Source organism: Thermococcus coalescens, assembly GCF_055392585.1.
This window is the reverse complement of the sequence record NZ_AP043764.1, coordinates 1322355-1340922: the sequence shown is the minus strand read 5'-3', so window position 1 is coordinate 1340922 and position 18568 is coordinate 1322355. Positions and strand designations below refer to the sequence as shown.

At 56.0% G+C, this 18568-nt stretch carries 15 protein-coding genes; 12 read left to right on the top strand and 3 right to left on the bottom strand.

Features of this window, described 5'->3' with window-relative positions; translation table 11 throughout:
• Window positions 1-104 precede the first annotated feature (104 nt).
• Window positions 105-1271, top strand: coding sequence for an OBG GTPase family GTP-binding protein (locus tag ACZ5M3_RS07380; RefSeq protein ID WP_464839043.1), 1167 nt, complete (start codon window positions 105-107; stop codon window positions 1269-1271).
• Here ACZ5M3_RS07380 and ACZ5M3_RS07375 read toward each other — a convergent pair.
• Window positions 1268-1753, bottom strand: coding sequence for a hypothetical protein (locus ACZ5M3_RS07375; RefSeq protein WP_464839042.1), 486 nt, complete (start codon window positions 1751-1753; stop codon window positions 1268-1270). The two genes, ACZ5M3_RS07380 and ACZ5M3_RS07375, sit on opposite strands and share 4 nt — an antisense overlap.
• 178 nt (window positions 1754-1931) lie before the next feature.
• On the opposite strand from ACZ5M3_RS07375, the gene ACZ5M3_RS07370 reads away from it, so the two are divergent.
• The 5 genes from ACZ5M3_RS07370 (at window position 1932) to ACZ5M3_RS07350 (ending at window position 7857) form a co-directional block, all read left to right on the top strand.
• A complete protein-coding gene (locus ACZ5M3_RS07370) occupies window positions 1932-2111 on the top strand; it encodes a hypothetical protein (RefSeq protein WP_464839041.1) in 180 nt (59 codons plus the stop codon).
• On the top strand, window positions 2108-3724 hold the full coding sequence (locus tag ACZ5M3_RS07365; RefSeq protein ID WP_464839040.1) for a sodium/proline symporter: 1617 nt from the start codon (window positions 2108-2110) through the stop codon (window positions 3722-3724). The genes ACZ5M3_RS07370 and ACZ5M3_RS07365 overlap by 4 nt, the downstream gene beginning before the upstream one ends.
• A 146-nt stretch (window positions 3725-3870) precedes the next feature.
• Window positions 3871-5370 (top strand): FAD-dependent oxidoreductase, encoded by a 1500-nt coding sequence (locus ACZ5M3_RS07360; protein WP_464839039.1) that lies wholly within the window; start codon window positions 3871-3873, stop codon window positions 5368-5370.
• A complete protein-coding gene (locus ACZ5M3_RS07355; RefSeq protein ID WP_464839038.1) occupies window positions 5360-6520 on the top strand; it encodes an NAD(P)/FAD-dependent oxidoreductase in 1161 nt (386 codons plus the stop codon). The genes ACZ5M3_RS07360 and ACZ5M3_RS07355 overlap by 11 nt, the downstream gene beginning before the upstream one ends.
• 164 nt (window positions 6521-6684) lie before the next feature.
• Window positions 6685-7857, top strand: coding sequence for an ATP-binding protein (locus tag ACZ5M3_RS07350; RefSeq protein WP_464839037.1), 1173 nt, complete (start codon window positions 6685-6687; stop codon window positions 7855-7857).
• A 129-nt stretch (window positions 7858-7986) separates the two neighbouring features.
• Here ACZ5M3_RS07350 and ACZ5M3_RS07345 read toward each other — a convergent pair whose 3' ends face one another.
• Entirely contained in the window at window positions 7987-9267 is a 1281-nt protein-coding gene (locus ACZ5M3_RS07345) for an ATP-binding protein (protein ID WP_464839036.1), read from the bottom strand.
• A gap of 361 nt (window positions 9268-9628) precedes the next feature.
• On the opposite strand from ACZ5M3_RS07345, the gene ACZ5M3_RS07340 reads away from it, so the two are divergent.
• The 6 genes from ACZ5M3_RS07340 to ACZ5M3_RS07315 are packed head-to-tail and all read left to right on the top strand — an operon-like array spanning window position 9629 to window position 15564.
• Entirely contained in the window at window positions 9629-9934 is a 306-nt protein-coding gene (locus ACZ5M3_RS07340; RefSeq protein ID WP_464839035.1) for a hypothetical protein, read from the top strand.
• A 48-nt stretch (window positions 9935-9982) separates the two neighbouring features.
• Window positions 9983-11044 carry a galactokinase gene (locus tag ACZ5M3_RS07335; protein WP_464839034.1) on the top strand — a complete coding sequence of 354 codons (1062 nt, stop codon included), beginning with the start codon at window positions 9983-9985 and terminating at the stop codon, window positions 11042-11044.
• Between the two features lies 1 nt (window position 11045).
• On the top strand, window positions 11046-12131 hold the full coding sequence (locus ACZ5M3_RS07330; RefSeq protein WP_464839033.1) for a hydrolase: 1086 nt from the start codon (window positions 11046-11048) through the stop codon (window positions 12129-12131).
• The gene (locus ACZ5M3_RS07325) at window positions 12128-13462 is read left to right on the top strand and encodes an MFS transporter (protein ID WP_464839032.1); all 1335 of its coding nucleotides are present in this window, start codon (window positions 12128-12130) and stop codon (window positions 13460-13462) included. The genes ACZ5M3_RS07330 and ACZ5M3_RS07325 overlap by 4 nt, the downstream gene beginning before the upstream one ends.
• Complete coding sequence (locus tag ACZ5M3_RS07320) at window positions 13459-14256, top strand: PIG-L deacetylase family protein (RefSeq protein ID WP_464839031.1); 798 nt, start codon at window positions 13459-13461, stop codon at window positions 14254-14256. The genes ACZ5M3_RS07325 and ACZ5M3_RS07320 overlap by 4 nt, the downstream gene beginning before the upstream one ends.
• Complete coding sequence (locus ACZ5M3_RS07315) at window positions 14257-15564, top strand: family 4 glycosyl hydrolase (protein WP_464839030.1); 1308 nt, start codon at window positions 14257-14259, stop codon at window positions 15562-15564.
• Window positions 15565-17183: 1619 nt separating this feature from the next.
• Here the strand turns inward: ACZ5M3_RS07315 and ACZ5M3_RS07310 are convergent.
• Entirely contained in the window at window positions 17184-18455 is a 1272-nt protein-coding gene (locus tag ACZ5M3_RS07310) for a glycoside hydrolase family 1 protein (RefSeq protein WP_464839029.1), read from the bottom strand.
• Window positions 18456-18568: the final 113 nt, after the last annotated feature.

Genomic DNA, 18568 nt, shown 5'->3' with positions numbered 1-18568 from the left:
GTAAAAAATTTTCGAAAGGTTTTATAAACTTGCCGATTTCCATGAACCATACTTTTATAAAACGCCTTTCGCCTTTTACTTCAGAACTTCTGGGAGGGTCAGCGATGCCAACCAACGTGACAGCAGAGTACCTTGCGGCGGAAGAGGAATACAGGAACGCCAAGACTATCCCGGAGAAGATAAGGGCCCTCGAAAAGATGTACGCCACAGTCCCCAAACACAAGGGAACGGAAAAGCTCCGGCTCCAGATAAAGAGGAAGCTCGCCGAGCTGAGGAAGGAGCTGGAGAAGCAGAGGCAGATGCGCAAAGGCGGTGGCGGCCCGTCGATGGCAGTCAGAAAAGAGGGCGCAGCACAGATAGTTCTCGCGGGACTTCCGAACGTTGGCAAAAGCTCGCTCATGAAGGCCCTCACCAACGTTGACATAGACGTCGCGGACTACGCGTTCACGACGGTCGAGCCGATTCCGGGCATGATGCACCACAGGGACGTTCAGATACAGCTCGTAGAGGTTCCCGGTCTCGTCGAGGGCGCAGCCCTTGGAAAGGGCATGGGACCGCAGCTGCTGAGCGTCATAAGGAACGCGGACGCGATAGCCATTGTCGTTGACCTCTCCCAGGATCCAGTAAATCAGATGGAGATTCTCCTCAAGGAGTTTGAAAGGGCCGGAATAAAGCTGAACAAGCGCCGCCCGAGGGTGGAGATCAAGAGAACCGCCATGGGCGGAATCGTGATCAACGGCCAGGAGAACATCAAGGGGGACATAAGCGAAGTCATGAAGATGCTCCGAGAGGAGAGGATACACTCGGCCGAGATAACCGTCAAGGAGCCCGTAACGCTGGAGGAGTTCGCGGATGCACTCGATGAGAGCCTCGTCTGGAGGAGGGCGATAATCATCGCCAACAAGGGCGACGCCCCGGGGAGCAAGGAGAACTACGAGAAGCTCGTTGAGGCCTACGGAGAGCGGTTCAAGATAATCCCCGTCTCGGCGAAGAGGAAAATTCAGCTGGACAAGCTCAAGGACGAGCTCTACGAGCTGGCCGGGATAATAAGGGTATTCACCAAAAGCCCCGGAGAGGAGCCGGCCTACCCACCGGTGCCGCTGAAGAAGGGCTCGACGGTCATGGATCTGGCCGAGAGGATACACAAGGACTTCGCCAGGAACTTCCGCTACGCTCGCGTCTGGGGCAGGAGCGTCAAGTTCCCCGGCCAGCGCGTTGGGGCCGATCACGTGCTTGAAGATGGGGACATAGTGGAGATCCACGCCCGTTAGCGGCAGAACGGCCCCCTGCACTTTCTCCCGTTCTTTCCGATGAGGTTCTCAAGGCTGAACTCCCTTCCGTCGAGGCTGTCCATAAGGAACTTCTCGCCGTCCCTCTCGAAAATCCAGAACACCTTGTAGGCCCGGGCATCGCGAACTATCTCTATTCTCGGAAGCCACCAGGAAACAACCCTTGAGTTCCCCCAGGTTATCGCGCTCTCGAAGGCTTTCATCCTGGCCTCCTCGTAGTCGACCAGCGGTTCCATGGTCTTTTTCTCATCCACATCCCATTCTTGGAGGTCTATAAAGCCGTCCCCACGCTCGGCTCCCAGGCGGTAGAGGTCTACGTAGGCGAAGTAGTCAAAAACCCGGTCGCTTCTGCCCAGCCGCCTGTAGAACAGCCTCAAATGGAATATGTGGTACGGGTACAGCACAAAATCTGGATTTGAAACGTCCTCCGGTTTGAATATCGGCCTCATGACCATAACCCTCATATTCCATCCCTGTCATTGTTCATCAAATATGTTATTAACTGTTACCCTTTATTTGTCACAATATCCCAACATCCCGTTCCCAACCGGGAACTGTTAAACCAATATGTTTATATTTTGGTGCACCCATACTGTGGACTGATGTCCCTTAATTCACACCGATGTATCGAGGTGAAGTAAAATGGGCTTGAGTGGTTCGGCCTGGGCAACTCTGCTGGTGCCCACTCTTTTGGGGATTCTGACGATGGTGCTGTACGGCTACTGGGACAGAATAACCGGCAAGGAATACTATGTTGACGACGAGATTCTGGCCTACGACGAAGACCTTATGACAACGCTTAGGGAGGAGGGTAAGGTATGAACAGCGGGATACTTTTAGGTTTTCTGGTGTATCTCGCGCTGCTTGCTTACATAGGCTGGTGGGCCAACAGATACACCAAGACAGAGGATCAGTACTTCGTTGGAGGCAGGAGGGTTCACGTTTTAGCGGCCACCCTCTCGGACAAGGCCAGCGACTTCTCCGGCTGGCTGATGCTCGGTTATCCGGGTGCTGCCTTTTCCAGCGGTCTCGGTGCCTTCTGGGCGGCCATCGGCTGTCTCTTCGGCACCCTCGCGGATTACGTCCTCATAGGCCCGAGGCTGAGAATCTACGCTGGTAAATTCAGGGCAATAACGGTTCCGGACTACCTGGAGGCAAGGCTCAAAGACGACACCAAGCTGATAAGAATCCTGAGCGCACTGATAATAGTCATATTCATGACCGCCTACGTTGCCGCGCAGTTCACCGCCGGAGGAAAGACCTTCGCAGAGGGCTTCGGCATAAGCGACAACATGGGAATCCTCATCACCGTCATCATACTGACGGCCTACGTTATCACGGGTGGATTCTTTGCGGTCGTCTGGACCGACGTCGTTCAGGCAATGTTCATGCTGCTGACCCTGATAATCGTCCCGTTCCTGGCACTCTCCGAGATAGGGGGCTTTGAGAGGGCAACCCAGATAATAGGCAGCGCCGACCCGGCGAAGCTCCACCCGTTTGGTGGCGCCACCGGAATAGCAGCACTGGTCTTCGCAATAGGCTACGCCTCGTGGATAGTCGGCTACCTTGGCCAGCCCCATATAGTCACCCGTTACATGAGCGTTGAGGACCCGAGGAAGCTCAGGAGGCCGGGTATATTCATCAGCGGCACGTGGACGATAATCGTCCTCTGGGGTGCGTTCTTCGCCGGGTTCATAGGTTTCGCCATGTACCAGGCAGGAATACTGCAGGTCAGCGATCCGGAGAAGGTGATCCCCGCCATGGCGGTTGAGCTCATGCCGAGCTGGCTGGCGGGCTTCGTCATTGCCGGCATAATCTCGGCCGTCATGAGTACCGCGGACTCACAGCTACTGGTGGCTTCCTCGGCAATAGCCAGGGACTTCTACCACAAGGTCCTCGGCAAAGAGCTGGGCAAGAAGCAGATGGTGAACATATCAAGGCTCGTCGTTGCCGGCGTCGCCCTCGTCGGCCTGTGGTTCGCCATCAGCGGCCCGAAGGTCATCTACCAGATGGTCGCAACGGCCTGGGGTGGCTTAGCGGTCGGCTTCGGTCCGATACTCACCCTGAGCCTCTGGTGGAAGAGGGCGACCAAGGAGGGAGCAATAATCGGCATGGCCTACGGTCTCATCAGCGAGGTCATCCTTGAGGCCAAGATATACGGCTGGGCGTTCAACCCGGACGCTCCGGGCTTCTTTGGAACGATCGGCGGCTGGTTCAACGGCATACCGGTGTTCTTCATCAACTTCTTCGTGACGCTGGTGGTCATAATAATCGTCAGCCTCCTCACCAAGCCGCCGGAGGACGTGGTCAAGCTCCACGAGGGGATATTCAGGAAGGTTCCCATCGAGACCGGCAAAAAGAGCATCACGGAGACCAGGGCCAAGAGCCAGGTCGAGAACGTCGCCGAGTTCGTCCTCACCAGGGGACTCGCCTGACCCCTCCCCCTTTTTCTCCGCCCTTTCGTGCACCGCTCCATTCCCAAAGGGCAAACCTATGGTTTTAAACTATTTTTGGCCAACCTAACGTTTATAAGCATCTCCGTTCACATATGAACGTACGTCAGAGTTTTTGAGGTGGGAGCATGAGACCGCTCGACCTGACCGAGAAAGACCCTTCTAGGAGGGTTACAATCTACTTTGAAGGCCAACCTCTGGAGGCCTATGAGGGAGAAAAGCTCACCACTGCTCTCCTGGCCAACGGGATATACTGGCTGACGACCAGCACTGAGGGCAGAAAGCGCGGGGCCTTCACCTTCGGCCCGGTCCCTGTGGTTCTCAACGGGGTCAAGAACATCAACGGAAGAAAGACCAAGGTCAAGGACGGCATGAGGATAGAGCGCCAGAACTACGGGGAGTTCCAGGAGACGGTGGAGATCGACGAGGGCAGGCCCGTTGAGAGGCTGGTAGTTGACGTGGCGGTCATCGGTGGCGGCCCTGCCGGAATAGGGGCCGTGCTTGAGGTTCAGGAGCACCTGACTGCTGCAATAATCGAGGAGAAGGGCTGGCTCGGGGGAGACCTGTGGCTCAAGGGCCTGCCCCAGGAGGGGTTCGGCGACCCGAAGAGGGCCGTTAAAGAGCTCACCGGAAAGTTCAACGAGAACGTCAGGGTTTTCAAGGGCACGATAGCCCTCGGTGTCTTTGACAAGGGCGAGTACTTTCTTGTGCCAATAGTCACCGGGAAGAACCAGCTCATCGAGCTGATGGCCAAACGCGTTGTTCTGGCCGTCGGTGCGGTTGACAACATCCTCCTCTTTGAGAACAACGAGTTCCCGGGTGTCTTCAGGCGCGATTTTGCCCTCGAAGTCATGAACGTGTGGGGTGTCGCCCCGGGAAGGAAGGTTGCCGTGGTGGGGAGCAGGCCTGAGGACATCGTTCCCGAGCTGGAGCGCTGGGGAATCGAGTACGTGGTGGTGCCCAATCCAAAGCGTGTTGAAGGGAAGGAGAAAGTTGAGAGGCTCATCGACATGAACGGGCACGTTTACGAGGTCGATGCCGTCATCGTGTCCGATGGGAGGAGGCCGGACATCAACCCGATAACCCAGGCCGGTGGAAAGCTGAAGTTCAAGCGCGGCTACTACATGCCCGTCCTCGACTCCCAGCACAGGATAAGGGACGGCATATACGCCGCCGGGAGTGCGGTCAGCATAAAACCGCACTACGCCAACTACCTGGAGGGAAGGCTCGTCGGGGCGTACATCCTCAGGGAGTTCGGCTTTGATTCAAGCCCGTGCATTTACGAGGAGAGGCTGAGGGAGTACGAACCGATTCCGATGGCCGTCCACAGGATAGATTTTGAGAGCTTCAACCTTGAAGACGTCCAGATATGCGGCTGCGACGTCTCCCTGAAGAAGGTGGACGACGTGGTCATGAGCGGAATAACCGATCTGCAGATAATCAAGCGCCTAACACACCTGGCCATGGGCTTCTGCCAGGGGCGCTTCTGCCTCTTCAACGGAGCCGTGGTGGTCTCGCAGAGGACAGGCTCCGACATGAGCCGCATCGACCTCCCAGTGGCCAGGCCGCCGCTGAAGAACGTCAGGATGAAGGTCGCCGCCGAGGGGGTGGATGAGTATGCCGAGTAAAGAGCTCCCCGAGAGGAGCGAGATAATCATCATCGGCGGAGGGATCGTTGGGGTAACCCTCGCCCACGAGCTGGCCAGGCGCGGTGAGGAGGTTACAGTCATTGAAAAGCGCTTTATCGGGTCCGGCTCTACCTTCCGCTGTGGAACGGGTATAAGGCAGCAGTTCAACGACGAGGCCAACGTCCAGGTTATGAAGCGCTCCGTCGAGCTGTGGAAGCGCTATAGTGAGGAGTACGGCTTCTCCTTCGAGCAGACCGGCTACCTCTTCCTTCTCTACGACGACGATGAGGTCGCGGAGTTTAAGGAGAACATAGCCATACAGAACCGTTTTGGAGTTCCGACCAGGCTCATAACGCCGGAGGAGGGGAAGGAGATAGTGCCGCTCCTCGACACCAGTGAGGTCATCGCGGCATCGTGGAATCCAACGGACGGAAAGGCAGACCCCTTCTACGCCACCGCCGCCTTCGCCCTCAACGCCGAGCGCTTCGGGGCAAGGCTGGTCGAGTACACCGAGGTAAAGGACTTCATAATCGAGAACGGCGAGATAAAGGGCCTCAAGACCAGCAGGGGGGTCATAAAGACGGGGATAGTTATCAACGCCACCAACGCCTGGGCAAAGCTCATCAACGCGATGGCCGGGATAAGGACGAGGATACCAATAGAGCCATACAAGCACCAGGCCGTCATCACGCAGCCCATAAGGAAGGGAGCCATCAGGCCGATGGTCATATCCTTTAAGTACGGACACGCTTACCTCACCCAGACGGCCCACGGCGGTGTCGTCGGCGGCGTCGGCTACGAGCTCGGGCCGACCTACGACCTCAACCCGACCTACGAGTTCATGCGCGAGGTAAGCTACTACTTCACCAAGATAATCCCTGCCCTAAGGGAGCTTCTTATACTCAGAACATGGGCCGGCTACTACGCCAAGACGCCGGACAGCAACCCAGCGATAGGAAAGATAGAGGAGCTGAGCGACTACTACATCGCGGCTGGCTTCAGCGGTCACGGCTTCATGATGGCGCCGGCTGTGGCAGAGATGGTCGCAGACCTGATAACTAAGGGCAAGACGAATCTTCCGGTCGAGTGGTACGACCCGTACCGCTTCGAGAGGGGCGAGCTGCGCGGGGAAGCGCTACAGATGGGGTGATTTCTGCTTTTTCTCCGCTTTTCCAGAGGATTCTTCTTTTCTTCTGTATAGACTCTCCCCAAGCCCGCTTTTGGATACTGTAAAGTTAAACTTTTCATACTTTATAAAGAAGTGTAAAGCCCAAATTAACAATCTTTATAAAGGATTGAAAAGTACCATTTTACATGATGTCCGAGGGCATAATTGAAGAGCAAAATCCTTGGTGGTTCCATGAGAATGACCCCGACTGGGTTGAGTTTGAGGAGCTTGAATACCGGCTCGTGCCAGAGTGGATTTCCAGAGTGTCCCTTGTTCCCTTCGCCCTCAACTTCATTCTCGGGCCCAGACGAGTTGGCAAGACGATGGGGATTAAGCTCCTCATAAGGAACCTCCTCGGGAGAGAGGAAAATCCCTATAGCATATTCTACTTCGACTGCGGTGTTCTTGAGGACTACAGGGAGATAATAGACGTCGTTGATGAGTATATCAAGCTTAAAGAGCGCAGGGGGATAAAAACGGCCTACCTCTTCCTCGATGAGGTGACGCTGATCCCCAACTGGTGGAGGGCCATCAAGTACCTCGTCGACAGGAGAAAGCTGAAGAATGACGTCTTAACGCTCACAGGCTCGGTCACGATAGCCGCGGAGAAGTACATCGGTGCCTTCGGGGGCAGGCAGGGCAACGGGGAGACGATAGAGGTCATGCCCCTCAGCTTCCGCCAGTACTATCACCTCTTCTACGACGAGTTCTTCCCGTCGAAAGGCGAGGAGGTCTTCGAAAGATACCTCGAAACTGGCGGATACTTGGCCTACCTCAACGGGAAACTCAGGGTGAAGGACGTAATATCGGCCGTGAAGGCGGATATAAGGGCCCTGGGGAAGAGCACGAGCATCGCGAGGGACGTCCTCGGGGCGGTTATTGATACCGCTCCCGACCCGGTTTCCTTCAGGAAGCTTGCCGAGAGGGCGGGCGTTTCGGCACCCACCGTCAGGGAGTACTTTGAGCTCTTCGAGGGGCTTCACATGCTCCTACCCGTGCTCTTCATGGACACCGGTGGAAGGATACTCGAGAGGAAGGACAGGAAGTTCGCTATAAGGGACCCGCTCCTGGCGAGGGCGATGGCCCAGTGGGCGGGAAGAGAAGTCGGAAGGGCCGTGCTCTACGAGTGGCTAGTCCAGGAGCATCTCTACCGGAAGTTCGGTGAGGTCTTCTACTTCAGGACGGACAGGTACGAGATAGACGCCGTGACGGGAAAGCTGAGGGTCGAAGTGAAGTCAGGAGTGGGCAAGGGGAGGTATCCCAGAGACGTGATAGTCCTCGAGGGAAGGGACGTGCCGGAGTTTTTGTACAGGGTCTGACCCCCTCCCCGCCCTAAAGGGCGAGGCTTGAAGAAGAAAAAAGTAATGACCCTGTCCATTTCCTCACCCGTTGCCATTTGATTTTAACCCTTAAAACCTTCGCGGAGCGGGAGATTGTTTGGGATTGATCTATTGGAGACCCAGCAGCCATCTCCTTAGGCTGGTTACCTTTACCTCCTTTCCCGATATCTTTATAACATCGTCCTCCTCCAGAGTTACTATCGTCAGCTTCCCGATGCCCAGCTCCCTGCCCGCTTCAATCAAAGCCCTTAACTCTCTTTCACGGTTTTTCTCGTGAAGCTCCGCGGTGACCTGAATGAGTTCATCTCCCCCAACTACAAAGTCAACCTCGCGCCCGTTCCTCGTCACGTAGTAGAACAGCTCCTCGTTTGGTTCATACCCCCGTTTAAGCAGTTCCGTGAAGACGAGGTTTTCCAAGAGCCTGCCCTCGTCCTCGATGCCCATCACCTTAAGCAATCCGTTATCGACGAGGTAGGGCTTGAACCCCATCCGCTCCTGCAACTTGTACGACTTCACGTAGGGCCTCAAAGGATAGAGAATCATCGAGTCCGAGAAGTACTCGATGTAGTTAGCTACGGTTGCCTTACCGACTCTAACGCCGAGGCTCTTCAGATTGCGATAAGCCTTCGACGCCGAGAGGTGGGACGAAAAGGCCAGCATCTTGAGGAGGAGCCTCAGGGCCTTTAAGTTTTCAGCCCCCCACCTCTCCACTATATCGCGGTAGATAGTCATGTCGATTATCTCCCTCAAAATTTCAGCCCTCAGGTGGGGATTTAAAACGACCTCGGGGTAGCCGCCCCAGTGCAGGTACTCGCGGAGGAGTTTGTTTATCCTGGCCCTTTCGTAGGTCGAGTAGAACTTCTCGACCTTGAGCCCGTTGGCCTTGAGGACTTCCCTGAAGGAGAACGGGTAAACTCTGACCCTCAAACTCCTTCCCCGGAGGGACGTTGCGATTTCCTTCGAGAGGAGCTTTGAAGAGGAGCCCGAAACCACAACGCGCTGGTTTCTGTCGAGGAGGAACCTGACGAACCTCTCCCAGCCGGGAACGTTCTGGACCTCATCGAGGAAGAAGTGGCATTCCCCCTTGGAATTTTCGGGGAACATTTCGTAGTACACGTCGAGGAAGGTTAAAAGGTCTTTGAGCTCCGCGCCGACCAATCTGGGGTCTTCAAAGTTCACGTAAACCGTTTTCTCCCTCGGCAGTCCGCGGGAAACCAGCCGGTTTATGAGCTGGAACATGAGGTAAGTTTTGCCGGCCCTTCTCGGCCCGATTATGGAAACCGCCCTCGGCGTTTTCGGGAATTTGACAACCACCTCTCTCTCGATGACCCCAACGCTGTGTTCGAGGTGGTCTTTGATTATCCGTCCCCACACCTCTTTTTCAATCATGTTCCATGAGTAGTCCATTCTATTTATAAATGTTTGGACAGTTCATGGAACATATTTATAAACCGGGCTCGTGGAGAATGCCAGCGTTCTCAAAAACCACCGTAACGCGCCATAAAACGAAACCCATAAATAGCCCCACGCCGTACTAATCCGGGTGGTGTCCGTTGCAGGCCAACGTCAACCTCGACGCTCTTCTTGAGAAGATGAGGGCGGAGCTTGAGCGGTAACAAAGCTCACAGAGGAGCAGGCAAAACGCTTCGCCGAGGTCAAGCCAGTTGAAGTTTCCGTCCATGTTGAGAAGGTCTCTGTATCGGCCGAAGAACCCGAGAAGGAGCTCTACCGCGGTGAGGTTCGCTTCAAGATGGGGGCAGTGAGTCAAGAGCGCGTTGGAACGCTCGTCATAACGAACAGGCGGCTGAAGCTCACCGGGAAATACAGGCTGAGGGGCTACGTTGCTACCGTGGCCATAAAGGCCGCCCTCAGGGCCGCTGGAGTTGGAGAGGTCTACGAGGACATCCCTCTAAGCGAAATCCGATGGCTCGAGCTGAAGAAGGCTATACTTGGCGGCTACTACCTTGAGTTCAGGGTGAGGGGCAAGAAGTTCACCCTCTACACGGATGCCGCACAGCACATCTACAACATCCTGAGGCAGTACAGCAACGCTTGAGCTCGCTACCCTTAAATATTTTCGAGCCTAAAATCCCCCGGTGGAATCATGTACCGCGTTGATTCTCCCGGAAGGGTCAATCTGATTGGGGAGCATACGGATTACGCCCTCGGCTACGTGATGCCGATGGCGATAGACCTCTACACCGTTCTCCACGCCCAGAAGGACGAGGGGGTGAAGGTATACTCCCAGATTTTCAGGGAGGTCAGGGAGTTCGGCCTCGGTGAAATCAGAAAAGCCGGTGACTGGGCGGATTACGTCAGGGGCATTTTCTGGGTTCTGAAGGAGGAAGGCCACGCCATCGGGGGGATGAAGGGAATCCTCGGCGGAGACCTTCCTATAGGTTCCGGATTAAGCTCCTCGGCGAGCCTTGAGCTGGCTGTTTTGGCCTTCCTGAACGAGGCCTACGGGCTGAACCTCCTGCCGGTGGAACTGGCCCTCTTAGCTCAAAAGGCAGAGAACGAGTTCGTCGGTGTTCCCTGCGGCATACTCGACCAGTTCACGGTCGTCCACGGAAAGAGGGGGCACGTCATATTCCTCGATACCGACACGCTGGAGCACGAGTACATCAGGTTTCCCGATGATGTTCAGGTTCTCGTGTTCTACACGGGGGTTAAGCGGGAGCTCGCGGGATCAGCCTACGCCGAAAGGAGGAACGTCGCGGAGGAGACCCTCAGGTTCCTCGGAAGGAGAACCTCCAAGGATGTCGACGAGAGCGACCTCAGGAGCCTTCCCGCACTCTACAGGCGCTTTTTTGGGTACATCGTGAGGGAGAACCGGCGCGTCCTTGAAGCGAGGGATGCCCTGAAGGACGGTGACGTCAGTACCTTCGGCGAGCTGATGACGGCCTCGCACTGGGACTTGGCCAGGAACTACGAGGTATCAAGTGAGGAGCTGGACTTCTTCGTGAGAAAGGCCATAGAGTTCGGTGCCTACGGGGCGAAGCTTACCGGAGCGGGCTTCGGCGGCTCGGCGGTGGCAATAGTCGAAGGGGAAAGGGCCTTAGACGTTGCAATGCGCGTGACGGAAGAGTACATCAGACACTTCAACTGGGAGCCGGACTACCACCTCGTCACCCCGAGCGACGGAGTGAGCGTGAGGAGGGTCTGAGTTGCTCGCTCTCCTCCTCCACGGCAACCTACAGTACGCGGAGATACCGAAGGCGGAGATAGGAAGGGTCATCGAGAAGGCCTACAGACCCGTAATCTCTACCCTTCTCAGAAGGGAAACCCCCTTCGCCCTCAACGTCACCGGCTTCACCCTTGAGCTCCTCCACGAGAACGTCATCGGCATGATAAGGGACGGTATCTCCACCGGGCTGATCGAGATAACCGGGACTGCATACAGCCACGCGATACTGCCCCTCCTGAACCTCGACAGGGTGGATGCCCAAGTGCAGAGGGACAGGGAAGTCAAGGAGGAGCTCCTCGAAGTCTCCCCAAGGCTTTTCTTCCCGCCGGAGCTGGCCTACGACCCGATTCTGCCGGCCATACTCAGGGACAACGGCTACGAGGAGATATTCATCGACGGTGAAGCCCTCGTCCTCTCCGACCACCTCAACAGGGCGATAAAGCCGGTGAAGCCTCTCTATCCCCACCTGATTAAGGCCCAGCGGGGCGAGGGGAACAGGTATATAAGCTACCTCCTTGGATTGAGGGAGCTGAAGCGCTCCCTCAAGCTCGTCTTTCCGGGAAAGGTCACCCTGGAGGCCGTGAAGGAGATAACCGGAATCCCGATCTGGGTGAACGTGAACACCGTCGTGATGCTCTCCGCCGGCAGATTCCCGCTGATGAACCCGAAGAAGGGGGCAAAATGGCTGAAAAACCTCGACGACATCGTCCTCTACGGCACGGATATAGAGTTCCTAGGCTACCGGCCCCTGGCGGACTACCTGATAACCGCAGATTCTTTCCTGGAGGTCTTCGAGGCCCTCGGGAGGGAGGTGAAGCTACCGAGCGAGCTGCCCCACTCCGGGCGGAGGCTCTACCTGAGGACTTCGAGCTGGGCGCCCGATAAGAGCCTTGACATCTGGAAGCTGGACGAGGGCAACGCCAGGCTGAACTTCCTCTCACGGGATCTGGTGGGAGAAGAGGCCTTCCTAGCGGAGAACAGCGATGCCCGGGGCTGGGAGCCCCTGCCCGAGAGGAGGCTCGACGCGTTTAGGGCCATCTACGAAGCCTGGAGGGATGGTGAATGAGGAATCTTAGAAACAGGCTTTCCATACTCCTTCTCGTCCTGATGGCGGCCTTTCTGATGGCCGACCAGAACCTTCTACCTCCCAACTATCAGCAGATAATGGCCGAGTTCGGGATAAGCGAGACCCAGATGGGGCTCGTCTCAACGATATTCGTCGCCACGAGCGCCCTCATAACGATAGTCTGGGGCTTCCTCTCGGACATCAAAGGGAGGAAAAGGCTCCTCGTCATCGGCGTCCTCATCGGCGAGATTCCGTGCTTCCTGACGGCCTTCGTGAGCAACTACTACGAGCTCCTCCTCATGAGGCTCTTCACGGGCATAGGCGTCGGCTCGATAATCCCCATCGGCTACTCGCTGATAGCGGACATGTTCCCGAGTGAGGAGCGCGGCAAGGGATACGCATTCATACAGACCGCCTTCGGCTTTGGAACACTCTTCGGGATGATAATGGCCGGCCTCATAGCCAGCTGGCGGGTTCCCTTCATAATCGCCTCCGTTCCCAACTTCGTACTGGCCCCTCTCTTCTACTTCGTCGCCGAGGAACCGAAGCGCGGCGCGGGCGAGGAGGAGGTCAGGAAGCTCATTGAGCGCGGTGTGGAGTACACCTACAGGATAAGCTGGGAGGCCATCAGGAAGTCCTTCAGAACCAAGACCAACCTCCTGATCTTCCTCCAGGGACTGGCCGGAACCGTCCCCTGGGGGGTTCTCATGTACTGGCTCGTCTCATTCCTCATAGTGACGAGGGGAATGGAAAAGGACACCGCGACATTCGTTCTGCTGATCCTCGGAATAGCGACGGTCATAGGAACCCTCCTCGGAGGCTACGTTGGAGATTACTTCGAGAGGAGAACCCCCGGAGGAAGGGCCCTTGTGACCGGGGCGGCCATCTTCCTCGGCATGCTCGCGGCCATAGGCGTCATCGTCTACCCCCTACCTCCCCAACTCTCCCCAGCGCAGTGGCTGGCCTTAGCGGTTTATTCCCTCCTCTTCCTCCAGCTCGTCAGCTTCGCCGGGCCGAACGTCACCGCCATAATCTCCCAGGTGAACCTCCCCGAGGACAGGGGGACGGTATTCGGGGTCTTCAACATCATAGACAACGTCGGAAAGGCCCTCGGCCCGCTCTTCGGAGGCTTCCTCATCGAGACGCTGAGAAAAGCGGGCTACACCAACGCCCAGGCCTACGAGTACACCCTCATAATTGGCTCGCTCTTCTGGACGCTATGCGCCCTCGTGTGGCTCTGGATAAGGCACCAGTACCCGAGGGACAGGGAAGAGGTAAGGGAGATACTGAGAAAACGAGCCGAGGAGCTTCTCGGGGGTGAAGTGGCTTGAGGCCCCTCCTCCTCGTGAAGGCGAAGCTCCGGGGGGTTTCGCCCGGGGAGTTCAGGGAGGTTCTGAGGGAGACCCTCGGCTTTGACGTGGAAAAGCCCTTTGAAGGGGTCGAGAAAATCCTCTGCATCCAGCCCCACCCGGACGACTGCGAGCTGGCCATCGGCGGAACGCTCTTCAAGCTCTCCCGCTCCGGGAAGGAGATAACATACCTCACCCTCACCGACGGCTCTGCGGGAAGCAGGGAGCTTCCACCCGAGGAGCTGAAGGAGGTAAGGAGGAGGGAACAGGAGAGAGCCGCTGAGATAATAGGCGTCAAAAAGCTCCTCTGGCTCGATTATCCCGACACGAGGCTTCCTTACAGCGAGGAACTTCGGAAAGAGATACTTAGAATCATACGCACCGAGAAACCCGACCTCGTCCTCGCCCCGGATCCGTGGCTGGCATACGACGTTCACCCAGACCACAGGAGGGCGGGCCTTCTGGCCGGTGAAGCGGCCTTCTTCTCCGCCCTTCCGAGCGTTGGAGAGGGAAAACCCTGGGAGGTTACGCTGCTGGGCTTCTACTACACGGACAACCCCAACCACGTGGAAGATATAAGCGACGTCCTCAGGCTCAAGCTGAGGGCACTGAAGGCCCATGGAAGCCAGTTTAAACGGGAGTGGAACTCCTGGGAGGTCTTTGTGAAGAGCGTTGCGCGTTTCTACGGCCAGATGGAGGGCTTCAAGTACGGGGAAGGCGTGAAAATTCTTCCAACCGTTCTCTTCCACGCCAACCCGCTCGCAGGGGTGCTGTGAATGAGGATAGCCTTCATCGGTGCCGGCAGTATATTCACGCCCCTTGGCCTCTACACGATAGCTACGAGCGAGTATCTGAAGAACGCCGACGTTTACCTTGTTGAGGTGGACGAGGAGCGGTTGAAGTTCATAACTGCTCTAGCGGAGAGGATAAGAAAGACCTTCAAGGCGGGTTTTACTGTAACGCCGCTGAAGAACGTCGGGGAGCTGAGGGGTTACGGCGTCGACTATGCGGTCATCTCCGTCGAGAAGGAGCGCTATCCGAGGTGGAGGTTAGACTTCGAGATTCCGCACAGGCACAGCATCATGCAGGTTCTCGGCGAGAACGGCGGGATAGGCGGCCTGAGCCACACCCTCCGCGTCGTTCCCCTGGTTCTGAAGATAGCGAGAACCATCGAGGACATCAACAGGGAGGCGGGGGTTTTCATTTACTCCAACCCCGAGCCGAGGGTGACCTACGCCGTCGGGAACTACACCAGGCTGAAGAACGTCTACGGCCTCTGCACCGGCTATTTGGAAAGAAAGGAGATGCTGGCTCCCCTTCTGAAGGCCGACGAGAGGGAGATAAGCTTCACCGCCGCCGGCCTGAACCACTTCACCTGGATAAAGGAGCTCCTCGTTGACGGTGAGGACGCCTATCCGAGGCTCTATGAGGCCCTGAAAAGGAAACCGAACTTCGAACCTCTGAGCCAGCTCCTGTACAGGGCCTTCGGCCTCTTTCCATCGCCGGACGACAACCACATAGGGGAATACCTCCCCTACGCCTGGCCGCTGGTTCCTGAGGATAAGAAGGGGCTGAACTGGATAGAGCGGACGAGGAAGGAGGGCGAGGAGGTTAGAAAGCTCCTGAGGCTCTTCCTTAGGGGATTGGTGCCGAAGTTCGCCTTCAGCCGCTACATAAAGTTCCCGGACGTGGCCATGAACGTTGTCGAGGGGCTTGAAGGGGCCGAGAAGCTCCAGGAGGCGATAAACGTCCCCAATCGCGATTATATCGACCTTCCTGAAGGCGTCATCGTGGAAGTTCCGGCGGAAGTCTCTTCGGGGGGAGTTAAGCCCCTCCGCGTCGACCTTCCGAGGGAGACGCTGGTTCCCCTCAGGGTTCAGGCCGAGATACAGAGGCTCTCGGCCGAGGCGGCCGCTGAGGGGAACGTTGAGAAGGTGGCCAAAGCGGTTCTCCTCGATCCCGTGGTTCACGATGCGGGGGCTGGGCTGAAGGCGATGGCCGAGCTGATGGAAGCTCACCTTGATACCCTGCCCCAGTTTGACGAGGGGGACGTGAAAACCCTGAGAGGCTGGTTGAAGGCTTAAAGCCCCCTCAGCCCGTACTTCTCAAGGAGTTCGTCGCTTATTTCTCCCCTCTTTTCAGTCTTCTATCGAAGATCTCGTGATGCTCTTTATTCCGCTTTTTCACAATTATCTTTATGTCGGCAAGAACTGAACAACTTTAAACAGTAAGATTTATTAATAATAGGAATCAGAGCAAATTGAGAACTTTGGGAGGCAGACCTATGAAACTCAAAATAGTTGGGGTTTTGTTGCTAACTATATTGTTAACCTCTGCCATCGGCATGGCGGCGACGGAGTTTTTGAGCATCGAGAAAGCTTACTTTCGGGGAGACGCTAAAGTCTTCATATTCCAGCCCACCCCGAAAGGAGGAGTAAGGCTCCTCAAGCAGGGGCATCTCAGCGGCCTCGTGACTCTGAGGACGGAGAGCAGAAAGTGGCGTGAAGCCATGCCCACCAAAAACCTGCATGCTGTACCCACCCCACTGGCAATATACTTCACAAAGGATGGGAAGATTGGAGTGAGAAGTATTCAGCCTGGAAAACCTCTTGAACTGAAGGGGATGTTTCCAATCGAGAAAGTTGCGGAGCCGTCCACGAAGCCGGAGTTGAAACTGCCGATAACGGCGAGATTGAAATACAAGCTGCGCTCGCTTTTTGGTACTTCATCCTGCCCTTGGGGTTATGAGGAGCTCAATTCTAGATACTGCATAATCGAGAACTGGGAGTACCTGAAGGACTCCTACTACGCGGACTCAAGGACCTTCACGGAATGGATTCCATTCATGGGCCTAAAAGTAAGAACCGAAGGGAACAAAAAAATTACCCTTCTGGGGATGGCTTGGGGTATTCAGCTGACGACAAGCACGAGGTCAATGTGGAGCCTAAGCGTGGACGGAATACCCGTACTGGATTTTGGAAGCTCGTACTCGGGTTCTACATTAAAAGTTAGCTACGCTCCGGAGCCATACGTAAGAACGGAGGATGGATATCTTGATAGGTATTTGAATCTCCCGTTGAAGTACGTGGTTGTTATCTATAACATCCCAGTCTATGACAAGTGGCGGAAGCGGTATGATAGTATACCCATTGCCGGGGTTTATCCTCTGGAGATTACAATGAGCGGTTATCACGCCCTCAAAGAAAGCGACTTGAACAGGGGGTATATGCTCACAGACTACCTTTTGAGTTCTCACTTTCCCACGACCGACACGGGAACTAAACTGAAAGTTATAAGAACTACAGGGGAGGGAATTTACAATAATATAGTTTTTGACTTTCAGGGGAGTTCAGGATATAAGTTTTATTCAACTCCCCTCGGGGGTTCTGCCGCCAACTGGCTCTGGAGCAAACTTCCGGTAGTCGGCGCTTTGTCAGTAACGTTCAGCTACTCATCAGCGTCCCAGTCGGTTACCACTTACAATGTGGATATTGAACGCGGGGCACCCGATCAGCTCTACTATGTCTCAATACTCAAGAGGAACCTTGAACTAACTAACAGCAACGACGTGGAGGTGGCAATGTACTTCACCACAATAGACGATGGTCAGGATTCCTCTCCACCATGCGTTGGAAACTTCTGCCCCACCTCTCTCGATCCAAACACTGAGAGACGACTTTCCTTTCTTTTTACACTCGGGGAATCAGGAGCGAGGGAAAACTTTAAGGTTATGTGTGGTGTATCTCTCAAGCATCTCGTCGCTTATTTCTCCCCTCCTCGCTATCTCCCCATAGACATGGGCACTCCCCCTCGGCCTCCTCTCGAAGGTCTCGTAGTCCACCTCTATCAGGCCGAAGCGTGGTCTAAAACCTTCAGCCCACTCGTAGTTGTCCAGCAGAGACCAGTAGAAGTAGCCCCTCACGTCGATGCCCTCTCCGATGGCCTTGTGCACGTACTGGAGGTGCCGGATTATGAACTCTACCCTCCACTCATCGTCGAGGGTCGCTATGCCGTTCTCCGTCACGTAGAGCGGGAGGCCATAGCCCGAGAAGGCCCTCAGCCCCTCATAAATCCCCTTTGGATAGACGCTCCAGCCCATGTCCGTCTTCCTGCTTACCCCCGCGTCCTCAACGGCGAACCTTTTGAGGGGGTTCCTGACAGCTCTGACCTTCATGATGTTGTAGTAGTTCATTCCGAGCCAGTCCAGCCCGCTCGCTGGAACGTCGAAGGTTCTCATGAACCCCCTGAACCTCCCGGTCAGAATCCCATCGAAGATTGAGCGGTTGAAGGTGTAGTCTATATCCTCCGCTGCCTTCCTGTCCCTCTCAGAATCGCTCGCCGGGACGAAGTGGGGACGGTTCTTCACGATTCCGACCCTGAACTTCCCGCGGAGGATTTCGTAGGCTATGGCGTGGGCTTTGATGATGTTCGCCGCGACCCTCTCGGCCTTCAGCGGGTTCTTCCTGAAGGGCGGCCACATACCCTCGACGTAAGAGGCCACAACGTAGACCATCGGCTCGTTAAAGGTCGCCACCAGCTCAACGCCCTCGATGTTGTCAGCTATCAGCTCGACGTAGCCCCTCCAGTGTTCCAGGTTCTCCCCCCTCTCGAAGCCGCCTTTAAGGGCGAACCACGTCGGGAGCGTGAAGTGGTGGAGCGTGAGCATCGGGGTGATGCCCCTCTCGTTGAGGAGGTCGATTATCCCCTGGTAGCGCATCAGGGCTTCCTCGTTGGGTTTGCCTTTCTCCGGAAAGAGCCTGCCCCACTCGATTGAGAAGCGGTAGGCTCTGTAGCCCAGCCTGGCCATCAGGTCGATGTCCCTCTCGTACAGCTCCCACGAGTTGCAGGCCTTGCCGGCGTGGGGGAGCTTTCCCTTCTCAGCCCAGTACCACCAGTCGCTCCACCTGTTGTCGCCCTCTATCTGGTAGGAAGAGGTCGCCGTCCCGAGGAGAAAACCGTCCGGAAACCTGATCATCTCACTCCCCTACCCAGATCTGTCCAGGCATATTAATAAGTTTCTGATGCATATATCGAATAAAGTTAATATGACACACGACAAAGAGCAATGTGAACAGATTTTCGTTTTTA

Bases quoted from the DNA above. Each gene is read 5' to 3' on its own strand.
- ACZ5M3_RS07380 (WP_464839043.1), top strand. From the start codon at position 105: ATGCCAACCAACGTGACAGCAGAGTACCTTGCGGCGGAAGAGGAATAC.
- ACZ5M3_RS07375 (WP_464839042.1), bottom strand. From the start codon at position 1,753: ATGAGGGTTATGGTCATGAGGCCGATATTCAAACCGGAGGACGTTTCA.
- ACZ5M3_RS07370 (WP_464839041.1), top strand. From the start codon at position 1,932: ATGGGCTTGAGTGGTTCGGCCTGGGCAACTCTGCTGGTGCCCACTCTT.
- ACZ5M3_RS07365 (WP_464839040.1), top strand. From the start codon at position 2,108: ATGAACAGCGGGATACTTTTAGGTTTTCTGGTGTATCTCGCGCTGCTT.
- ACZ5M3_RS07360 (WP_464839039.1), top strand. From the start codon at position 3,871: ATGAGACCGCTCGACCTGACCGAGAAAGACCCTTCTAGGAGGGTTACA.
- ACZ5M3_RS07355 (WP_464839038.1), top strand. From the start codon at position 5,360: ATGCCGAGTAAAGAGCTCCCCGAGAGGAGCGAGATAATCATCATCGGC.
- ACZ5M3_RS07350 (WP_464839037.1), top strand. From the start codon at position 6,685: ATGATGTCCGAGGGCATAATTGAAGAGCAAAATCCTTGGTGGTTCCAT.
- ACZ5M3_RS07345 (WP_464839036.1), bottom strand. From the start codon at position 9,267: ATGATTGAAAAAGAGGTGTGGGGACGGATAATCAAAGACCACCTCGAA.
- ACZ5M3_RS07340 (WP_464839035.1), top strand. From the start codon at position 9,629: ATGGGGGCAGTGAGTCAAGAGCGCGTTGGAACGCTCGTCATAACGAAC.
- ACZ5M3_RS07335 (WP_464839034.1), top strand. From the start codon at position 9,983: ATGTACCGCGTTGATTCTCCCGGAAGGGTCAATCTGATTGGGGAGCAT.
- ACZ5M3_RS07325 (WP_464839032.1), top strand. From the start codon at position 12,128: ATGAGGAATCTTAGAAACAGGCTTTCCATACTCCTTCTCGTCCTGATG.
- ACZ5M3_RS07315 (WP_464839030.1), top strand. From the start codon at position 14,257: ATGAGGATAGCCTTCATCGGTGCCGGCAGTATATTCACGCCCCTTGGC.
- ACZ5M3_RS07310 (WP_464839029.1), bottom strand. From the start codon at position 18,455: ATGATCAGGTTTCCGGACGGTTTTCTCCTCGGGACGGCGACCTCTTCC.